Source organism: Chitinophaga sp. LS1 (assembly GCF_034274695.1).
In the GTDB taxonomy this organism is placed as follows: domain Bacteria; phylum Bacteroidota; class Bacteroidia; order Chitinophagales; family Chitinophagaceae; genus Chitinophaga.
Genome location: NZ_CP128362.1, coordinates 8,402,975 through 8,421,184 on the forward strand (window position 1 = coordinate 8,402,975; position 18,210 = coordinate 8,421,184).

General features: G+C 45.2%; 12 protein-coding genes. 3 read left to right on the forward strand and 9 right to left on the reverse strand.

Annotated elements, in window-relative coordinates; all coding sequences use genetic code 11:
- Positions 1-21: 21 nt before the first annotated feature.
- Both cobA and QQL36_RS34460 read right to left on the reverse strand, forming a co-directional pair.
- Positions 22-798, reverse strand: a complete 777-nt coding sequence (cobA, locus tag QQL36_RS34455) for a uroporphyrinogen-III C-methyltransferase (protein WP_083729777.1) — start codon at positions 796-798, stop codon at positions 22-24.
- Between the two features lie 83 nt (positions 799-881).
- Entirely contained in the window at positions 882-2,999 is a 2,118-nt protein-coding gene (locus QQL36_RS34460; protein ID WP_321568353.1) for a nitrite reductase, read from the reverse strand.
- A 297-nt stretch (positions 3,000-3,296) separates the two neighbouring features.
- Here QQL36_RS34460 and hxpB point away from each other — a divergent pair, with 297 nt between their 5' ends.
- Positions 3,297-3,950, forward strand: coding sequence for a hexitol phosphatase HxpB (gene hxpB / locus QQL36_RS34465; protein WP_321568354.1), 654 nt, complete (start codon positions 3,297-3,299; stop codon positions 3,948-3,950).
- Between the two features lie 63 nt (positions 3,951-4,013).
- Here the strand turns inward: hxpB and QQL36_RS34470 are convergent, their stop codons facing one another.
- The 3 genes from QQL36_RS34470 to rpsA form a co-directional block, all read right to left on the reverse strand.
- The gene (locus QQL36_RS34470; protein ID WP_321568355.1) at positions 4,014-4,901 is read right to left on the reverse strand and encodes a DUF6999 family protein; all 888 of its coding nucleotides are present in this window, start codon (positions 4,899-4,901) and stop codon (positions 4,014-4,016) included.
- A 1-nt stretch (position 4,902) separates the two neighbouring features.
- Positions 4,903-6,771: a beta-ketoacyl-ACP synthase III gene (locus tag QQL36_RS34475; RefSeq protein WP_321568356.1), complete on the reverse strand. Its 1,869-nt coding sequence runs from the start codon at positions 6,769-6,771 to the stop codon at positions 4,903-4,905.
- A gap of 73 nt (positions 6,772-6,844) precedes the next feature.
- Positions 6,845-8,779 carry a 30S ribosomal protein S1 gene (rpsA, locus tag QQL36_RS34480; RefSeq protein WP_321568357.1) on the reverse strand — a complete coding sequence of 645 codons (1,935 nt, stop codon included), beginning with the start codon at positions 8,777-8,779 and terminating at the stop codon, positions 6,845-6,847.
- A 216-nt stretch (positions 8,780-8,995) separates the two neighbouring features.
- Here rpsA and QQL36_RS34485 point away from each other — a divergent pair, with 216 nt between their 5' ends.
- Positions 8,996-9,880 carry a rhomboid family intramembrane serine protease gene (locus QQL36_RS34485; RefSeq protein WP_083729780.1) on the forward strand — a complete coding sequence of 295 codons (885 nt, stop codon included), beginning with the start codon at positions 8,996-8,998 and terminating at the stop codon, positions 9,878-9,880.
- Between the two features lie 69 nt (positions 9,881-9,949).
- Positions 9,950-11,176 carry a 4-hydroxy-3-methylbut-2-enyl diphosphate reductase gene (locus tag QQL36_RS34490; protein ID WP_083729781.1) on the forward strand — a complete coding sequence of 409 codons (1,227 nt, stop codon included), beginning with the start codon at positions 9,950-9,952 and terminating at the stop codon, positions 11,174-11,176.
- A gap of 191 nt (positions 11,177-11,367) precedes the next feature.
- On the opposite strand, the gene QQL36_RS34495 is transcribed toward QQL36_RS34490, so the two are convergent.
- The 4 genes from QQL36_RS34495 to QQL36_RS34510 form a co-directional block, all read right to left on the reverse strand.
- Positions 11,368-12,132: a LytR/AlgR family response regulator transcription factor gene (locus tag QQL36_RS34495; protein ID WP_083729782.1), complete on the reverse strand. Its 765-nt coding sequence runs from the start codon at positions 12,130-12,132 to the stop codon at positions 11,368-11,370.
- A gap of 18 nt (positions 12,133-12,150) precedes the next feature.
- A complete protein-coding gene (locus tag QQL36_RS34500; RefSeq protein ID WP_321568358.1) occupies positions 12,151-14,103 on the reverse strand; it encodes a tetratricopeptide repeat protein in 1,953 nt (650 codons plus the stop codon).
- A gap of 594 nt (positions 14,104-14,697) precedes the next feature.
- Entirely contained in the window at positions 14,698-15,384 is a 687-nt protein-coding gene (gene cmk, locus QQL36_RS34505; protein ID WP_321568359.1) for a (d)CMP kinase, read from the reverse strand.
- 102 nt (positions 15,385-15,486) lie between these two features.
- Positions 15,487-18,096: a hypothetical protein gene (locus QQL36_RS34510; RefSeq protein ID WP_321568360.1), complete on the reverse strand. Its 2,610-nt coding sequence runs from the start codon at positions 18,094-18,096 to the stop codon at positions 15,487-15,489.
- Between the last annotated feature and the right edge of the window lie 114 nt (positions 18,097-18,210).

Here is an 18,210-nt window from a genome sequence, read left to right on the forward strand (position 1 = left end):
ACGAACCGCTTTAATATAAATTTACACAGCTATTTTCAATTCTTCTGCTATTCTGTCCTGCACTGCTATGAACGTTTCATGGAAGCGTACTACCTCCCCCACTATTATGATGGCCGGGTTTTTCAGCTCCTCCCGACGAGCAATGTTTACAAGATCGGAAACAGTGCCAATTCCTACCTTCTGTGAGGGCAATGTACCATTTTGAATGATAGCCGCGGGTACATTTCCTTTCCCCTGAGCAACATAGGCTGCAGATATTTCTTCTAATTTACTCATTCCCATCAGAATTACCACTGTTGTATCTGCATGAATGGCATGTACCAGGTCGCGTGACAGATCACCATCCTGTGTGGTACCCGCTACTACCCAAAAGCCTTCGCTTACATTGCGTGCTGTAACCGGAATATTGTTGAAACCAGGTACGGAGATGGCACTGGTCACTCCAGGTACTACTTCTGTATCGATATTAAACTGACGGGCAAAAGTCAATTCCTCCTGCCCACGGCCGAATACAAATGAATCGCCGCCCTTCAGTCTTACCACACTGCCATAAGTAAGGGCATACTTCACGATCATGCGATTGATCTCATCCTGTGAGTACACGTGCATACCCGCTCTCTTGCCTACGAAACGTTTCAGGCAGTTGCAGGGTGCATGTTCCAGCAGTTCATTGTTTGACAATGCATCGTAGAGGATGACCCTTGCCTGCTGTATGGCCTTCAGACCTTTTACAGTAATCAGCTCAGGATCTCCGGGGCCTGCGCCCACCAGGGTTAATTTTGGAGTAATCTGCTGCATAGTGTACTAATTTAAAATGTGATCGTTGTCGCACAACCGTAATATCAACAGGTCCCTTTTGCACAGGGACCTGTCGATATCCTTTACTCAGCAGCGATAGCTCCAGCTTCTTGTTGCCTTAAAGCCTGTGCCTGCTGATAGAATTCAGTTGCCTGTTTATAATATGCTTTTGCAAATGCTTCAGATGGCTCGTTCTTGTTGATCTGTAATACCAGCTCATTGAAAGTGCCTTCCAGCGCCCATTTACCTGTTTGTACGAAATGTTTGTCGAAGTCGTTGATCACCCCTGTCTGTGTGTTACAAGCCACACCCTCTCCCAGCAGCAACGCTTTGGCTGTCTGCACAAAAGTGGAATAAGAATGGTAAATGCTGTCAGCATACTGGTTTGCATCCAGTGCTACTTTACCCCATTCCAGTTTCTCTTCACCTTCGAACAGCAGGGTTTGTACCAGGTCAATCACTACGCTCGCACACTCACCTACACCGATGGCAGTTGCGAACTTGTCGCCCTGTCCCCAGTCAATGAAGTCTTCATCAACCAGAGAAGCCAGGTCTGTCAATGGTTTCAGCAGGTCGTAGAAGTAACGTTCTCCCTGACGATCGTAATAATCATTGAACTTTTCGTTCTCCTGTGCATTCTCTGCATAGTTCTGGAGCAGGGTACGCAGTACTTCAGGACCACGCTTACTTGGCACCTTGATCACCTTGTCTGCCACCCGACCTACACCATTACCTACAATACCACCACCCAACAATACCTGGAGGGCAGGGAGTACTTTACCACCGTTCTTCATAGAACTACCATGGAAACCAATACTCGCAATACCGTGCTGACCACAGCTGTTCATACAACCGCTGATCTTGATCTTGATATCTTTATTATATACCAGCGCAGGAAATTCTTCCTGGATCACCAGTTCCAGTGCGGTAGAGATACCGGTACTGCTGGAGATCGCCAGGTTACAGGTATCTGTACCAGGGCAGGCAGTGATATCTGCGATGCTGTTGAAACCTGGTTCTCCAAATCCTGCTGCTTCCAGTGCACTGAATACATATGGCAGGTGAGCTGGCTGAATATATTTGAGCAGTAAACCCTGGTTCGCCGTCACACGTACATCGTTGGCTATTACCGGGCGCAGTGCTTCCACCAGCTGGCGGGAAACCACTGAACTGATATTACCCAATGGTACACGTACATAAGCACCATAGTAACCAGCCTGCTTCTGTTCGAAGGTGTTAGTTGCTTTCCAGGCTTCGTATTTCTGAGGATCTTTGATGGTGAAAGCAGGTACGACTGCATCGGCAGGAGCCGGTGCTGTTTCAGGCCATACTGCTGCATCCACTTCATAGACCTTGTTCCCGATCGCTGTAAATTCTTCTGTGACCAGGCGGGTGAATTCTTCAAAACCAAGCTTGGCAATGAGGAACTTCATACGTGCCTTATGACGGCTGGATCTTTCACCATGCCGGTCAAATACGCGCAGTACCGCTTCTATATATGGTATAAGCTTTTCAGCTTCCAGGAATTCATATGCTACCTGTGCAAGGATGGGCTGTGCACCAAGGCCGCCACCTACCAACACCTTAAAACCACGCACTTCTTTGCCATCTACAATACGCACTTTAGGAATTGCCCCCATATCGTGCATGAAAGACCAGGCAGTGTCTTTGTCGCTGCTGGAAAAAGACATTTTGATCTTACGACCCATATCCTGACAGATAGGATTACGCAGGAAGTAGCGGAAAGCTGCATCTGCATAAGGCGTTACATCAAATGGTTCATCCGGATCAATACCCGCTATATCAGAAGCGGTGATATTTCTTACCGTATTACCACAGGCTTCACGAATGGTGATGTCATCAGCATCCAGTTTGGCCCACAGTTCAGGGGTTTTTTCAAGACTTACAAAGTGGATCTGAACATCCTGGCGGGTAGTCAGGTGCAGGTTACCAGTAGAATACTCGTCTGAAACATCGGAAATTCTCTTCCATTGTTCCAGCGTCATTTTACCATAAGGCAATTTGATACGAATCATCTGTACACCAGCCTGACGTTGTCCGTAAATGCCCCTTGCCAGACGGAGACTACGGAATTTCTCTTCCGGAATCTGTCCTTCGCGGAACAGACGGATCTTTTTCTCCAGTTCTATTATATCCTTCTCTACGACGGGATTTTCAAGTTCTGTTCTAAATCCTTGCATATAATGAATTTTCTTGGTGGTAAATTATTAAGTGAATATTTCCTTATCAGATCAGCGTTAAAAAGGCGAGCTCCATTAATTGGCGCAATATTTAGCTTCTTTCTCTATATTTCCTACAACTTTAGTAGACTATTACAAAGTTATCCATTCACAGCAGAAAACCAAAAGATTTTGGCATAAAATAAAGTTATGGGTCATAATGAAAAGTTATAATGAGGGGTGTTTTGCACAGAGAAATTAGAAAAGAACTCACTCCCTGTATTATCTTTGCGGCGGCAATCTGACAAAAATAAGGATATGATCGATACGGTAATATTTGACATGGATGGGTTATTAATTGACTCAGAGCCACTATGGGGACAGGCAATGCGAGAGGTATTTGCAAGTGTCGGAGTGGAATTGTCTATGGAATTAGCCAGCCACACTACAGGGCTGCGTACGGCAGAGGTGGTTGATTACTGGCATAACTACTTCAAATGGAAGGGAAAATCGACCGAACAGGTAACGAACGAGATTATTGATTCGGTGACTGAAAAGATTATTAAAAGAGGTAAGCCCATGAAAGGGCTGGAATATATTCTGGATTTCTTTGAAAAGCGGAAATTCAAGATGGGGCTGGCATCATCTTCCCCCTTACGGTTGATTGACGCAGCTACTACCCATTTTGGGATCAAAAATCGTTTCCTGGCAATCTCTTCTGCAGAGTTTGAATCACATGGCAAACCGCACCCGGCTGTATACCTGGCCTGCGCCAAAGCACTGGATAGTAATGCATTGGACTGTATTGCATTTGAAGACTCTGTAACGGGTATGACTGCGGCAAAAGCAGCCAGAATGAAGGTGGTAGCAGTACCTGAAGGGCATAACAGGCATAACAAGCGTTATGCACTGGCAGATGTAACGCTGAACAGCCTGAAGGATTTCAACGATGATATCTTAGGAAAGTTATAATAAAAACTGCGACAGCAAGACAAAACCCGGTTTGCCCTGATGGCAAAACCGGGTTTTCCTGTTTTACTTTTCTTTTGCCTGTTCCAGCTTTGCCTGGACCAATAAAGCATGTAGTACTTCTGTCGAAAACCCATGTAGCAATAACCTGAAGGCAGCCCCCGCCATAGGCAAGGGTATCATGGGGTGCTTATTATTCAATGCTGTCAGCTTCTCCGGACAATCCATAATGGTAGCTGCATAAATCCCGATCACCTCATCCAGCTGTAATGAATTTGTAGCCCGCCAGAAATCTGCATCTGTCAGGAAAAACTGATAGACCGGCGTAAATATTTCTATCGCCGTACCCAGGTCTATAAAATTCGTCCACTTGTCCCTGAAGGTGGCAAACGGAATCGGATTGGCTGAAATTGCACTGAAGTCGGGTTGCTCCTGCTTCACAACCCTCACTCCTTTTTCATCGATCGCCTTGTTCAGGTTAATGATAAAGTTGTACAGGTTCAGGTCATGCTCCAGGAACAGGTTATCCCTCACATCACTTACTGCCAGCGGCTTCAGCGGATTCATCGGAATATTCTCTGCTCCCCTCACATTGTCTTTGATAAAGCGTAATACTTCTGATCCCAGGTAAAAATGCCGGAGTATCAGGAAGTTCGCCTCTGGTGTAATCCAATATTTCATTCCCCAGAAGAGGCTCTTGTGCAGCATCTTCGGAGCATTGATCAGGTTGGGTATAAAGATCTTGAACACCTGCATCAGTACGATACTCAACCTGGCAAAGGCTTTTATCACGGGGTAAAGAAATTGCCTGCTCTTCGTAGAAGAGTCGTACAAAAATGCCGCTTTCGCATCGGGGTCAAAGGGGATGCTCTTGTCGAGGAACAATGCATGCCAATGACTGGGATTGCGGGTGTCATTCTGCATCTTCTCGTAATGTTCTCTGGTGTGTATCATATTAAATATTGTCCAGTTCTTCTAATTGCATTCTGTATAATCTGGCCACGACCTTCGCCGTTTTTACAATTCTGGCCGCCATTTCCTGGGTAAGTAGGTCGGATTGAATGGCATTCTCGAAACGCTCAAAATGGTTGTCGTTGCTATCACTGGTTTCATGATAGATAAAAAACGATACCTGGTCGGCATTGAGGTGCAGCTGTTGCTGAATCGCTCTACCCCATTTTCCGGATACGCGATTGCCCAACCCTTCGATGATGAACATACCACCTAACAGATCAAACGGATCCGGCTGACTCGCACGCTGGAACATGTAAGCACTCAGCGCTTCGCTACCGATGTTCTTCTCACCTGTGTACAGGTCTTTCTCTTCTCCCCCACAATTAATATAGTTCTTTTCCAGGATCTGGTAATCTCTGTGTTCATCTGCACTGTGACGAATAAAGGAAGAACGTACATGGAAGTATTGCATACTTACATTCGAAGCTGCACGCGCAATCCACTGAGAACCATCTATTACCTGCTGTCTTAAATTCAGCAACAGGCGTTTGTACTCTGCCATCGTAAGCTGACCATTGAAGATCTTTTTCACGATCGGAACCTGTTGCAGGGAACGTTCAAAGTCGAACCACACCCCGGTGAGTTGTCTTACCAGCCACTCCTGCACAGGTTTTTCCTGTATCCTGATCTCAGGGGCTTTGATGGTAGCAATATCTTCGGTGATGAATCTTTTACCACCGGGAGCCACTACTTTCAATAACATATAACCGGTAATGAAGCGACCACTTTCAGGTACCATGCAAAGGAGTTGTTGTCCTTCTTCCAGTTTGCCACTACGCAGCAGGTCATCCAGCATCGCGAAGATGGAGGCTGCACCGATATTACCGGTAGTATAAAGGTTGGTGAACCATTTATGTGCAGGAATGACTACGCCCCCTTTCTCCAACAGATCTGTGATTTGCTTTTTGAAATGATGGGAAGAGTAATGGCATACTAACCAGTCGATGGCGTCCGGTGCTACTTTGCCATCGTCTATCAATTCAAAGAAGCGCTGAATACCCAGTTTGACAATGTTATCCACCAGCCCCATGTCCTGTTTCAGGTTGATCGCACCATCTTTATCGGCAGCACTCATGCTTTCATAATCCAGCCATGTTTTAGTGATGCTGCCATTCGGGGCTTTGTTGGTACCTGTATACATGCATACGTCAAACTGATTGGCGTAAGAGCGCAGGTCTACCCATTCTATTTCCAGAGACAACTGAGTGGGAGATGGTGTATGTTGTAAGAGCATTGCTCCTGCCCCATCACTGAGCATCCAGCGAAGGAAATCAATTTCCGTGGGCAGTTCATTGTCCTTAATAATATCCTGGTGTTGAAAGCGGGAGGCTTTGAACATACGGCTGGGGAGTTCCGCGGCACAACAAAGGGCATTGCCGGCGTGACCGGCTTTCACATGCATAAATGCATTCTGGATCGCCATAATGCTGGATGCACATACGCTTTGGTGAGAGGCGATAGTGCAGGCCCCGATACCACTTTCGCCCTGTACCATACTGGCGAAGCCGGGGATGGGCATATCGCTTTGGGTAGTGGCGGTACTAAGGAAATCAATATCCTGTTTGTCAGCAGGGGCGCCGTCGAGGCAATTGTCAATGGCTTTGGCGGCCATTTCCCAGGCCTGGTGGGTGGTTTGTTGTAGGGTGTTGAGCGCGTAGTAGCGGGATTTGATTCCATTTTTGCGGAGAAAAATGTCTTTCATCCGGGATGGGGTGTTGTTGATGCTACCGAGGTACAATTCCATTTCATCGTTGGCTACCGGGGTGTTGGGAAGGTATTGTCCCGTGGCAGTGATATAAACTTTATTCATAGGTGAAAAATAAAAAAAAAGAGGCTGTTTCCTTCGAAACAGCCTCCTATTATTTCAACAACCTAAAAAATGATTATTCACCATCTTTCTTGTCGCCTTCGTCTTTCTTCAGCTTCTCACGCAGTTCAGCCAGTGCACCCAGATCACCAAGTGTAGCTTTTTCTACCTTGCTCTGGATATTTTTCACAGCCTTGCGGGTTTTGTCAGCATCAGCTCTCTTCTCTTTAGCGACAGCTTCTTTCTCTTCGTTCTTAGCTTGTTCCCAAACTCTGGTGTGAGATACCAGGATACGTTTTTCGCTACGATCGAATTCAATAATCATGAATTCTTTCACATCTTCAACGCTGATTGGTTTCTCATCTTCAGTGCGCAGGTGACGGGCAGGAGCGTAAGCTTCCAGACCGTATTGCAGCTGAACGGTAGCACCTTTGTCATCTTTCTTCACTACAGTACCTTCGTGTACGGAACCAATTGGGAAGATAGTTTCGAAAGTATTCCAAGGATCTTCTTCGATCTGTTTGTGGCCAAGGCTCAGTTTACGGTTTTCTTTATCGATACCCAGTATAACTACCTCGATTTCGCTACCTACCTTAGTGTACTCACTTGGGTGGTTGAAACGTTTGATCCAGGACAGGTCGGAGATGTGGATCATACCACCGATACCAGTTTCCAGCTCAACGAATACGCCATAAGGAGTGATGTTCTTCACAATACCTTTGTGACGGCTGTCCAGCGGGAATTTAGTTTCGATAGTAGCCCAAGGATCTTCAGTCAGTTGCTTGATAGACAGAGACATTTTACGCTCATCCTTACTCAGGGTAACTACCACTGCTTCGTATTCTTCACCTAATTTGAAGAATTCCTTAGCGTTGATTGGAGTAGAAGCCCATGAGATTTCAGATACGTGTACCAGACCTTCTACACCAGGCAGAATTTCCAGGAATGCACCGTAATCTTCAATGTTCACTACTTTACCTTTCACGCGCGCACCTTCAGTGATGTGAGCTGGTAAGGTATCCCATGGATGGGGAGTGAGTTGTTTGTAACCGAGGCTGATACGTTTTTTCTCGTCGTCGAAGTCCAGTACAACCACATTGATCTTCTGATCCATCTGGAGTACTTCGCTTGGATGAGAGATACGGCCCCAGCTGATGTCGGTGATGTACAGCAGACCATCCAGACCACCCAGGTCGATGAATGCGCCGAAATCGGTGATATTTTTGATGGTACCTTCCAGCACCTGGCCTTTTTCCAGTTTGCTGATGATATCCACTCTCTGCTGCTCGATATCGCTTTCGATAAGTGCTTTGTGAGAAACAACTGCGTTTCTGATGGCTTCGTTAACCTTAACCACTTTGAACTCCATTGTTTTGCTAACAAACTGATCGTAATCGGTAACTGGTTTCACATCGATCTGTGAACCTGGCAGGAACGTTTCCATACCATATACGTCTACGATCAAGCCGCCTTTGGTCTTGCTGGTAACAGTACCAGTAACAACTTCGCCGGTTTTGTACACTTCCACGATCTTTTCCCATGCACGTTGTTGACGAGCTTGTTTACGGCTCAGGTGCAGGTTACCATCGCGGTCTTCTTTTTCTACTACTAATACTTCAACATCATCACCCACTTTCAGACCCTGAATATCACGGAATTCGTTCAGAGAAATCAGACCGTCAGATTTGAAGCCAATGTTGATCACAACATCGGTCTTGGTTAAACCAACCACGGTACCAGTGAGCAGACCATTTTCTTCGATCACCTTGAAGGTGTTTTCGTAAGTCTGGTCGTACTTAGCTTTTTCTTCTTTGCTGTAAGAAGAAACGTTACGTTTGTCTACGCTCCAGTCAAAATCGTCGTGAGCGGTTTCTACAACAGGTGCATTTGGTGTCGCTGTTTCTTCTACAGCCTGTGCTGCCGGAGCCTGTTGTTCAGCGTTTTGTTCGTTAGGAATGTTGTTTTCTGTCAAAACTTTAATTCCACCTAAGTTTTTTGCCCGGAATTCCACACCCCGAGGTTTAAGTGGACGGCAAAGATACTACAATCTTCAAAAAAAAAGCGTTAAAATTCAATTCTTAGCAGCCTGGAGCATATTTTATGGTGCACCTACCTACGGAAACTATGACAGTACAAGCTTATAACCCCACAGACTGCTAATTCCAGCACAATTTTTTGGAGCAAAATTTGTAACTAACGAATGAGGATTTTGTACTAATTTTCATGTATGAACGGAACTTCTTTCAGATCAGATATACGATATTGGCTTAGACAGGGAAACACGATTAACCATTTACTTTTCTGGAACATTGTTGTTTTCCTTGTACTGAATATACCCCGGTTGATTGCTAACTTTTCACCCGCTGCAGCCGGCGTCTACAATATGATATGTGACGAAGCATCTCTACACTCCTTTCTCCCTGTGTTCATTACCAAACCGTGGGGCCTGGTGACCTATATGTTTTCACATGTTGAAATATTCCATATATTCTTCAACATGCTGAACCTGTATTACTTTGGCAACTTATTCCGCTCCTTCATGGGCAATCACCGGGTTTTTCCACTTTATCTGCTGGGGGGCCTGATGGGTGGTCTTGCTTACCTGCTGGTATTCAATATTATTAAGACGACTGACTATCCCCTGATGGGTGCCTCCGCCTCTGTCATGGCCTTACTGATCGCCTGTGCTACCAAGATACCCAACTATGAGGTAGGCCTCATGTTCCTCGGCGCCGTTCGCCTTAAATGGCTGGCACTTGCCGTACTCGTACTGGATATTCTCGCTATCGGCCAGGGTAATACCGGCGGCATCGTAGCTCACCTGGGTGGTGCGCTCATTGGATTCCTCTATATCAAACTGCTGGATAACGGAACTGACCTTTGCCAGCCTCTCATCTGGATGTTTAACCGCCGGGTCAGGGTCGAAGCCATGCAAAGCCGCAACCGCCGCTCCTTCAAACCGAAGAAGTCTCCACTCAAGGTAGTAAAGAATTACCCGGAGGAAAATAAACAGCTCAGACTCGACCAACTCCTTGACAAAATCAATGACAATGGCCTTGAAAGCCTGAGTCCTGAAGAGAAAGCCTGGCTGAAAAAAATGAGTCAGGAATAAAACGGAAACTACCCGCATGTAAACACATTTTGGCCGCTCCACATCAAAATGTGTAACTTTGTCGACAACATGAAAACGTTCAACGTACCTATCATCTACCGGAGTCCACTCATTACAGCTATTAAAAACAGCCGTAAGAAACAGGATCGCATGAAAAAAGATTTCACGCCTACTGTTCTTGACTTTGGTCCATTAAAGATATTACTGGCCCGTCACTTTGGCTTTTGCTACGGTGTGGAAAATGCTATTGAGATAGCATTCAAAACTGTGGAAGAAAATCCAGGTAAACGGATTTTCCTGCTCAGTGAAATGATCCATAACCCACATGTTAACAACGATCTGCTGGCCAAAGGCGTACAGTTCATGATGGATACCGCCGGCCGTCAGCTGGTGCCATGGGAAACGCTCACTCCCGAAGACATTGTTATCATTCCTGCCTTTGGTACTACGCTTGAAATTGAAGCAAAACTGAGTTCCCTGGGTATTGCACCTTTACAATATAATACCACCTGCCCGTTTGTGGAAAGGGTGTGGAACAAAGCCGAGCAGATTGGCCAACAATCATATACCGTGATCGTACATGGTAAACCAGGTCATGAAGAAACCCGTGCCACCTTCTCCCACAGCCGGAGCAATACCCCGACTGTAGTGGTAAAAGATATGCAGGAAGCCCAGGTACTCGCTACCTTCATTACCAGCGAACGACCTGCTGCTGAATTCTATGAGCGATTCAAAGGACAATACTCTGAAGGATTTGATGTGGTAAAAGACCTGCAGCGCGTAGGCGTGGTCAACCAAACGACCATGCTGGCTACAGAAACCCAGGGAATCGCCGATTATATTAAGAACGTGATCATGGACAGGTACGCCCTGACACCTGAAACTGTAGGAGAACGCTTTGCTGATACAAGAGATACCCTCTGCTATGCAACCAACGATAACCAGAGTGCCGTAACCGGGTTACTGGAAGAACAGGCAGACCTGGCAATCGTAGTAGGTGGCTATAACAGTTCAAATACCTCTCACCTGGTAGAATTGTGCGAGGAAAAACTGCCAACTTACTTCATAGCTGCTGACGATCAGATGATTTCGAGGAATAAAATCAGGCATTATGACTTCCATCATAAACAGGAATTAAACAGTGATGTATTTTTGCCTGAGAAAGATGTGGTGACAGTGATGATGACAAGTGGAGCAAGTTGTCCCGATGCCCTGGTCGAAGCGGTAATAAGGAGGTTGTTATCGTTTTACGGACTGGAGCAGCAAATAGAACAAGTCATTGAAAATTACAAATAATAAAAAAGACACCTGATGGTGTCTTTTTTCTTTGGGGCTAATAAATGCTAGTAATGCAGAGAAAAAAAGTTTTATATCGTAATTAGTTTAAACCTGAATCAAAAGTAATCTCTTCCCCCCCTGCTGACAAATCACATTTATTATCCGGTATGCTATTCAGGGTAAATGGCGTAAAACGCATTAAATCTGGTTTAGAATTGCATCGCTTTTTTCAAAAAATCTGCTTTTCGCCTTCTTGAAACTTCCACTTGTGTACCGTCACTCATCAACGCAAAACCGCCTTCACCCTGTATATAAGATTGCATCTGTTGCAAATTGATCAGGTGAGAATTATGTACCCTGAAAAAGTCCACATCCGTCAGTAATTCTTCAAACTCCTTCAGCGGTCTGGACACCATCAGGTTCTTTTTGTCTGTAAAAAAGATCCTTGTATAATTTCCGGTAGACTCACACCGTACGATGTTTTGCACCGGCATAAAAACCAATCCGTTAATAGTGGGAAGAGCGATTTTTTTATGCGTCTGGTGTAAAGTTTTCATGTTCTGCAGGAACACATCCAGCGGGGAATTGCCGGGTTCCGGTTGCTGCACGCCTCTCCTGCTTATACATTTCTGAACGGCGTCCTGCAGCTCCTTCACACTAAATGGTTTGAGCAGGTAATCGAGTGCATTGAACTTGATCGCCTTCAGGGCATACTGCTCGTAAGCGGTGGTGAATATGATGTCGAAATTGATTCTGTCAAAGAGTTTTAGTAGTTCAAACCCGTTCTGGTGAGGCATCTCTACATCCAGGAACACAACATCGGGATGTACTTCGTCAATCAGTTCCTTCGCCGCTTTTACGCTATTCACACCACCCAGCACTGTTACTTCCGGGCATTTTTTGGCCAGCATGGTATGCAGGGCATCTATACAATGCTGTTCATCGTCTACGATAATCGCTTTAATTTCGCTCATGCTTTAAAAATCCAGGGTTTAAAATATAAATTCTACAGGCAGCACAAGTGTGACCATTGTTCCTGTTGCTTTGCCTTCGTGGTCTGCAAGGTCTGTAACCCTTACAGTGGCTTCTTTGGTATTATTGATTTTACGGATCAGGTCTATCCTGCCGGCTGTTACTTTCATTCCCATACTACGGTGTGTCTGTCCTTTCTTTTCCTTGATCTCCATTGCTTTTTTACGGCCTATCCCATTGTCGGTGACCAGGCAGGTCAGGGTACGTTCATTTACGGATACAGCTATTTCAAGTAAGCCTTTCCCGGATTTATGCACCAATCCATGCCAGATCGCATTTTCGACATAAGGCTGAATGATCATAGGAGGAATCATTACCTCTTCTTCATTAATGTCGTCTGACACTGTGATTCTGTACTCAAAGATATTATTACAACGTAATTGTTCAAGGTCCAGGTATAACCGCAGTGACTCCAGTTCCTTGTTGAGTGAAATAAAGGTGTACTGCGTATTGTCAAGGATCATGCGCATCAACCTGGAGAACTTGGTCAGGTAGTCGGATGCCTCTTCCTGGTTATTGCTCCAGATGAAACGGTGAATGGAACTGAGGGAGTTAAAGATAAAGTGAGGGTTCATCTGGGCACGCAGGGAACGGAGTTCCAGTTGTAAGGTCTGTTTCTTTGTTTCCAGGTTACGGTGCCGGATATAAAAGAACCCGCCAATGGCCAGCATAATCAGGAAACCGCCGATGGACAACATGTACACGACATTGCGACGGGTACGGAGTTCATTCAGTTGCTTATCATGTTCCAGCATTTTGATCTGGTTATCCTTGCGGTCTACTTCGTAAATAGCCTGCATCTGGGCAAGTTGCAGGGCTGCCTTTTCGTCCAGGATACTGTCTTTGTATACCAGTGATTTATCAGCGCATTCAAGGGAGCGACGAAAATCGCCACTGGCTTTATAGTCTGCCGCCAGGGCTTTGTAAGCTTCCTGCAGCATGTAATTGAAGCGCCAGTGCTGGCTCAGCTCTATACATTCCTGGAAGTATTTACGGGCATCGTCATGTTTGCCCATGAGGCTAAAACACTTACCAATATGTAAGTAACTCTCAGCAATATGTATTTTATCGTCCACCCCCACTTCTACTTCCAGGGCTTTGTTCAGGGCATCAAGCGCCTGTGCGTATTCTTTCTTTTCCTTGTAGGCATCACCCAGGGCATTGTAGCAAATGGCTTTGCCCATAGCATTGTCCAGCTGCATGTTCACCGCGAGCGACTTTTTATAATAGTCGATGGCGAGGTCCAGTTTACCAAGGTATTGGTAAGCGTATCCCAGGTTGCCCAGGTTAATGGCGACCCCGAGGTCATTTTTGTTTTCCTTTTCCAGTACGAGGGCTTTATCAAAATGACTGATGGCATCTTCGTATTTGCCGGTGGAGAGGTTGATATTACCAATACTATTAATTGCAACACAAATGTTACGTACATCATTCACTTTTTCAGCCAGTTGGAGAGCCTTAAAGTGATATTCAAATGCTTTCAGGGGTTTTTCCATGCGCCGGTAATCCACGCCGGTATTGTTGCGGGCGATGGCGCGCAGATGATCATCTTTGGTATCATCTGCATATTTGATAGCCTTCTCGTGGTAATCCGCAGCCAGGATATATTCAGAGATATTCCTCTTTGCGGTACCAATTTCATTATAGACATTAAATAGTGCCCTTGCAAATTTCAGGTGTTGAGCAAGGGTAACAGCTTCCTGGAAAAAGGGGTTTTCGATTTTGCGTTTGTCAAAAAAACGACTGAAGGTTTTCCCTTTATCTAACAGCCAGTTGACCTTAGTGGTATCTCCTCGGAGATTCCGGGCAGAATCAAGTGTTCTGTAAATGAGGGAAGAATCCTGTGCAAATGAAATGTCCACTTTAAACCCCAGGAACAAAAAGAGTAAAACGTAAGGTATTTGTTTCGCCATGCGACAGCCAGGGTAATAGGCACAAGTTAAATACAAAAAGCGAAAGGGCGAAAGAATTCGCCCCTTCTTCCTATTAACCGAATACACCTACTGAAAACATGGGACCTGACAGGCAATGCTGCCCGTCCCACATTAAGTTTTTAATAATACCGGCGCACCAAAATGCCCGGGGGTATTAATATATATAGTATTGAGTGTTCTATACGGCTAATAGTAACAGGTCCCTGGATATAGTTATAGAAAGATCGTCCAAAAGATCTCTTATGACTTCTCTTGACCATGTATGGAAATATCGTTCGACGGCATATGTTTAAATAACCGGGTACAACATTATAACAACAATAAAATGCAGGAAATTCTAAAGGATGTGGAAAAACTATTGAAGGATTAACCGGAATTACTCACCGGAGTAGGACAAATTTAACAAAGGTTTTTCTAATATTAAAATAAATTCAGGAAGAATATTCTATTTGGCAGTGGGGCCTCTCTGGCAGCAGGTATCAGGATGTCAGGATGATCACCTGCTGTCAGGACGCATGGTACTCATTATTTTTCGCTTAGAACGTTGCTGTTAAAGCATTTGAGGCTTTTTGCTCATGACTTCACCATCACGGCATCGTCTACCCATTGTAATACCAACTTCAGTTGCTCGTTTGGCGATAACTGACTGTTATCCAATATAATAGCATCTTCTGCTTTACGGAGTGGGCTGATTTCGCGGTTGGTGTCGATGTAATCGCGCAGTTCCAGGTTCTCTTTTACTTCGTGGAGGGTGATGCCTTTGTTTTTAGCATAGAGTTCCTTAAAGCGGCGTTCTACCCGGATAGCTGCTTCAGCAGTCATAAAGATCTTGAGTTCTGCATGGGGAAATACGGTGGTACCGATGTCGCGACCATCCATGACGATGCCTTTCTGCTTACCCATTTCCTGTTGCTGAGCAACGGCGAACTCCCTGACAGCACCTACGGCGGCGACTTCACTTACTTTTTCAGCTACCAGCATTTCGCGGATCAGTTGTTCTACATTCTCACCGTTCAGGTTCATTTCAGAGAACCCGGTGAGTGGGTTGTAGACGAATTCCAGCTGGATGTTTTTCAATGCCTGGGCTACCTCTTCAGGGTTGTTCCAGTCTATACGGTTCTGAATAAAATACAACGTGATAGCACGATACATGGCGCCGCTGTCGATGTATACATAATCCAGCTCCGCAGCTAACTGTTTGGCTAGCGTACTCTTCCCGCAGGAAGAATATCCATCTAAGGTGATGATAATCTTTTTCAAAACTGTATGAATTAAACGGTGTAAAGGTAAGTTTGAATTCAGTGCAAAAAAAAACATTTCCTTTTGGGGAAATGTTTTTACGATCTGATGAATTATATATTGTTACAACCCTCCTATTATGTACCAGTTCGATCCGTCTGACTGGAAGGTATAAGCCATCTTTGCAGTAGTAGGTATTGTTACAGTAGTAGCTCCATCTATCTGGTAACTTCCGGTCGTTTTCACTGTAAAAGTACCTGTGGTGGTAGCTCTTTTTAATACATATATTCTGCCCTCACAGGTGGTTGGATCAGGTAAAGTAATAGTATGTGTACCGGTTCCTGATTTAATATAAGTATAGTCATCCGCAGTCATCGTGTAAGTCTGCGTACCTGTTGAAGAATTATTAGTGATAGGCAATGCCATACTACCATTTACTTCCAGTCTTGATGCAGGAGTACTTGTATTAATCCCTACATTACCACCTTTCATCAAAAAGAGCCTGTAATCTGCCACATTGGATTCTACGAAGTTCAGACCTGTTCCTAACATATTCCAGTGCCAGGTAATTACACCGGTAGAATCTTCAAATGCCAATACATCCGCACCGTTAGCTTTGATTACCAACGGGTGCGCATTGTAGGCGGTTGCTCCATTGAACAGGGATACTACTTTGCTTGCGTAGGTACCTGTACCCTTTGTACCACGGAACAACTCCTTGCTGTTATATTTTAACACCATCGGCTGATCAGCTGTGGTACCCAGAAAACTGTTGGCATCCGTATTACTGTTACCTGTAAATAACCAGTTGGATGCAGCCGTTTCTGCTTCAGGTCCCCAGCTGGTAGTCGCAGCATCATATTTCAAAATATAATTGTCAGTAGGCGCTGTTGCAGCCACTCTTACACCTTGTAGTTTGCTGGCATTCCATACTGCCAGCGAACTATCAGCATACAATGTACCGGCAGTCGTCAGCTTGATGGTATTATCCAAAGTTACTTCCTGTGCTGCACCTGTACCGGTTGAATAACGGCCTAACAATTTTTGTGTTGTTACAGTCTGAATATCTGCTGGTATCAGTGTACGGAAAGAAGGTGTTCCATTTGCTGTGGTTGGCGCAGCCAAAACAGTGTACTGTGTTTGAGACGCCAGTGTAGCAGTAATTGTTCCATTTGCAGTAAGCGGAGAATTCGTCACTGTAAAAATGGAAGGTAATGAAAGGCCTACAGATGTTAAACCTGTAGATGTGGGTGTAGCCCATGACAACGTCGTACCATTAGATGTCAATACCTGTCCGGATGTACCTACCGTTGTCAATCCTGTACCACCCTGAGATACAGGCACTGTACCTGTAATCTGGGAGAATGGTAAGGAAGGAATATCTGCTGCTACCAGTGTACGGAACGAGGGCGTACCTGCAGCTCCGTTGGGTGCGCCTAAAAATGTATTTGCTGTCTGTGAGCTCAGTGAACCTGTCAATGTACCATTCGCTGTCAGCGGAGAATTCGAAAATGTATACAGTGGTAATGTTATTCCGACTGAAGTCAGACCCGCATTATCATCAGCAGCCGGTGTCCAGCTCGTACCATTATATTTTAATACCTGTCCGGTAGTCGGTGCTGTAAGTGATACTGCTATACTCTGGATTTTGCTCGCATTGTAAACCGCCAGCGTAGTATCTACGTATATATAACCACCGGTAGTCATTTTCAATGTTCTGTCCATTGACACAGACTGCCCAGTACCTGTACCATTGGAATAACGACCTACAAGGCGCTGTGTACCCAATGTCATATCAGTAGGAACCAGTGAGCGGAATGTAGGTGTACCTGCACTTGCATCAGGAGCAGCAAACACCGTATTCGCAGTCTGACTGCTTGTACCGATTGTAAATGTTCCATTAGCAGTTAAAGTGGCCGGAGATACTGTCAGAAAAGAAGGCACTACTAAACCAATAGAGGAAATAGAACCACTGTTATCATCAGCAGCCGGTGCCCAGGTGGTACCATTCCATTTCAGTACCTCGCCGGAAGTCGCCCCTGCCTGTGCTATCTTGGTACCTGTTACAGCGCCGGCAGCAATAGTAGGATTAGGATATGTACCTGTGAGGTCACCACCCGCTGTACCTACCGGAGGTAATCCGGTCAGTTGTTTCTTCAGCAGTTTGCCTCCATCGATCAGGAGCACACTATCCTTGGTATTATCTATACTGATACCCGTCAGGAACACATCCTGATTAGCAGTCAATGTATTTGTAAATGTCTTGGCGCCTGCCAGTGTTTGTGCATTGGTATTCAAAAAACCACTATTGGTAGCTGTCGCATCCGGTATATTTAAAGTATGCGCTCCTGCCACTGACGTAAAGCCAAATGTACCGGCTGTATTTGTAGTAGCCAGTGACTGCACGGCAATTGTCTGTCCATTCAGGCTGGTAATCGCATACCCTTCAGGCAGCAATGGATGCCAATGCCCATTACTACGAATACACAGACTATTGTTGAGCGTGAGGTAAATGATCATACCATCAGGAGCAGTAGCAATAGCACCAGATGTAGTATCAGCAATCCGGGGCAGTAGTAGCCCCTGAGATTTACTTTCAAGTTCCAGTAACGCTGACTTTTGCAGGGAACTGGGATTATCACCCAGTTTTAACTGTTGAGCAAATGTCAATGTGGACCAAAACAGGAACACTGGAAATAGTTGAACGGCTCGGACAAGGAATTTAGTCTTCATAAAAATTACCCGGATTTAAACAAAAACTTATAAATATGACTAAGAAAGCAGGCAGGGTCTTATTCGCCCACTTGCTTTCTTCGCCATTCAATTATGTGTCCTTGTTTAGTTTCA

Bases quoted from the DNA above. Each gene is read 5' to 3' on its own strand.
- cobA (WP_083729777.1), bottom strand. From the start codon at position 798: ATGCAGCAGATTACTCCAAAATTAACCCTGGTGGGCGCAGGCCCCGGA.
- QQL36_RS34460 (WP_321568353.1), bottom strand. From the start codon at position 2,999: ATGCAAGGATTTAGAACAGAACTTGAAAATCCCGTCGTAGAGAAGGAT.
- hxpB (WP_321568354.1), top strand. From the start codon at position 3,297: ATGATCGATACGGTAATATTTGACATGGATGGGTTATTAATTGACTCA.
- QQL36_RS34470 (WP_321568355.1), bottom strand. From the start codon at position 4,901: ATGATACACACCAGAGAACATTACGAGAAGATGCAGAATGACACCCGC.
- QQL36_RS34475 (WP_321568356.1), bottom strand. From the start codon at position 6,771: ATGAATAAAGTTTATATCACTGCCACGGGACAATACCTTCCCAACACC.
- QQL36_RS34485 (WP_083729780.1), top strand. From the start codon at position 8,996: ATGAACGGAACTTCTTTCAGATCAGATATACGATATTGGCTTAGACAG.
- QQL36_RS34490 (WP_083729781.1), top strand. From the start codon at position 9,950: ATGAAAACGTTCAACGTACCTATCATCTACCGGAGTCCACTCATTACA.
- QQL36_RS34495 (WP_083729782.1), bottom strand. From the start codon at position 12,132: ATGAGCGAAATTAAAGCGATTATCGTAGACGATGAACAGCATTGTATA.
- QQL36_RS34500 (WP_321568358.1), bottom strand. From the start codon at position 14,103: ATGGCGAAACAAATACCTTACGTTTTACTCTTTTTGTTCCTGGGGTTT.
- QQL36_RS34510 (WP_321568360.1), bottom strand. From the start codon at position 18,096: ATGAAGACTAAATTCCTTGTCCGAGCCGTTCAACTATTTCCAGTGTTC.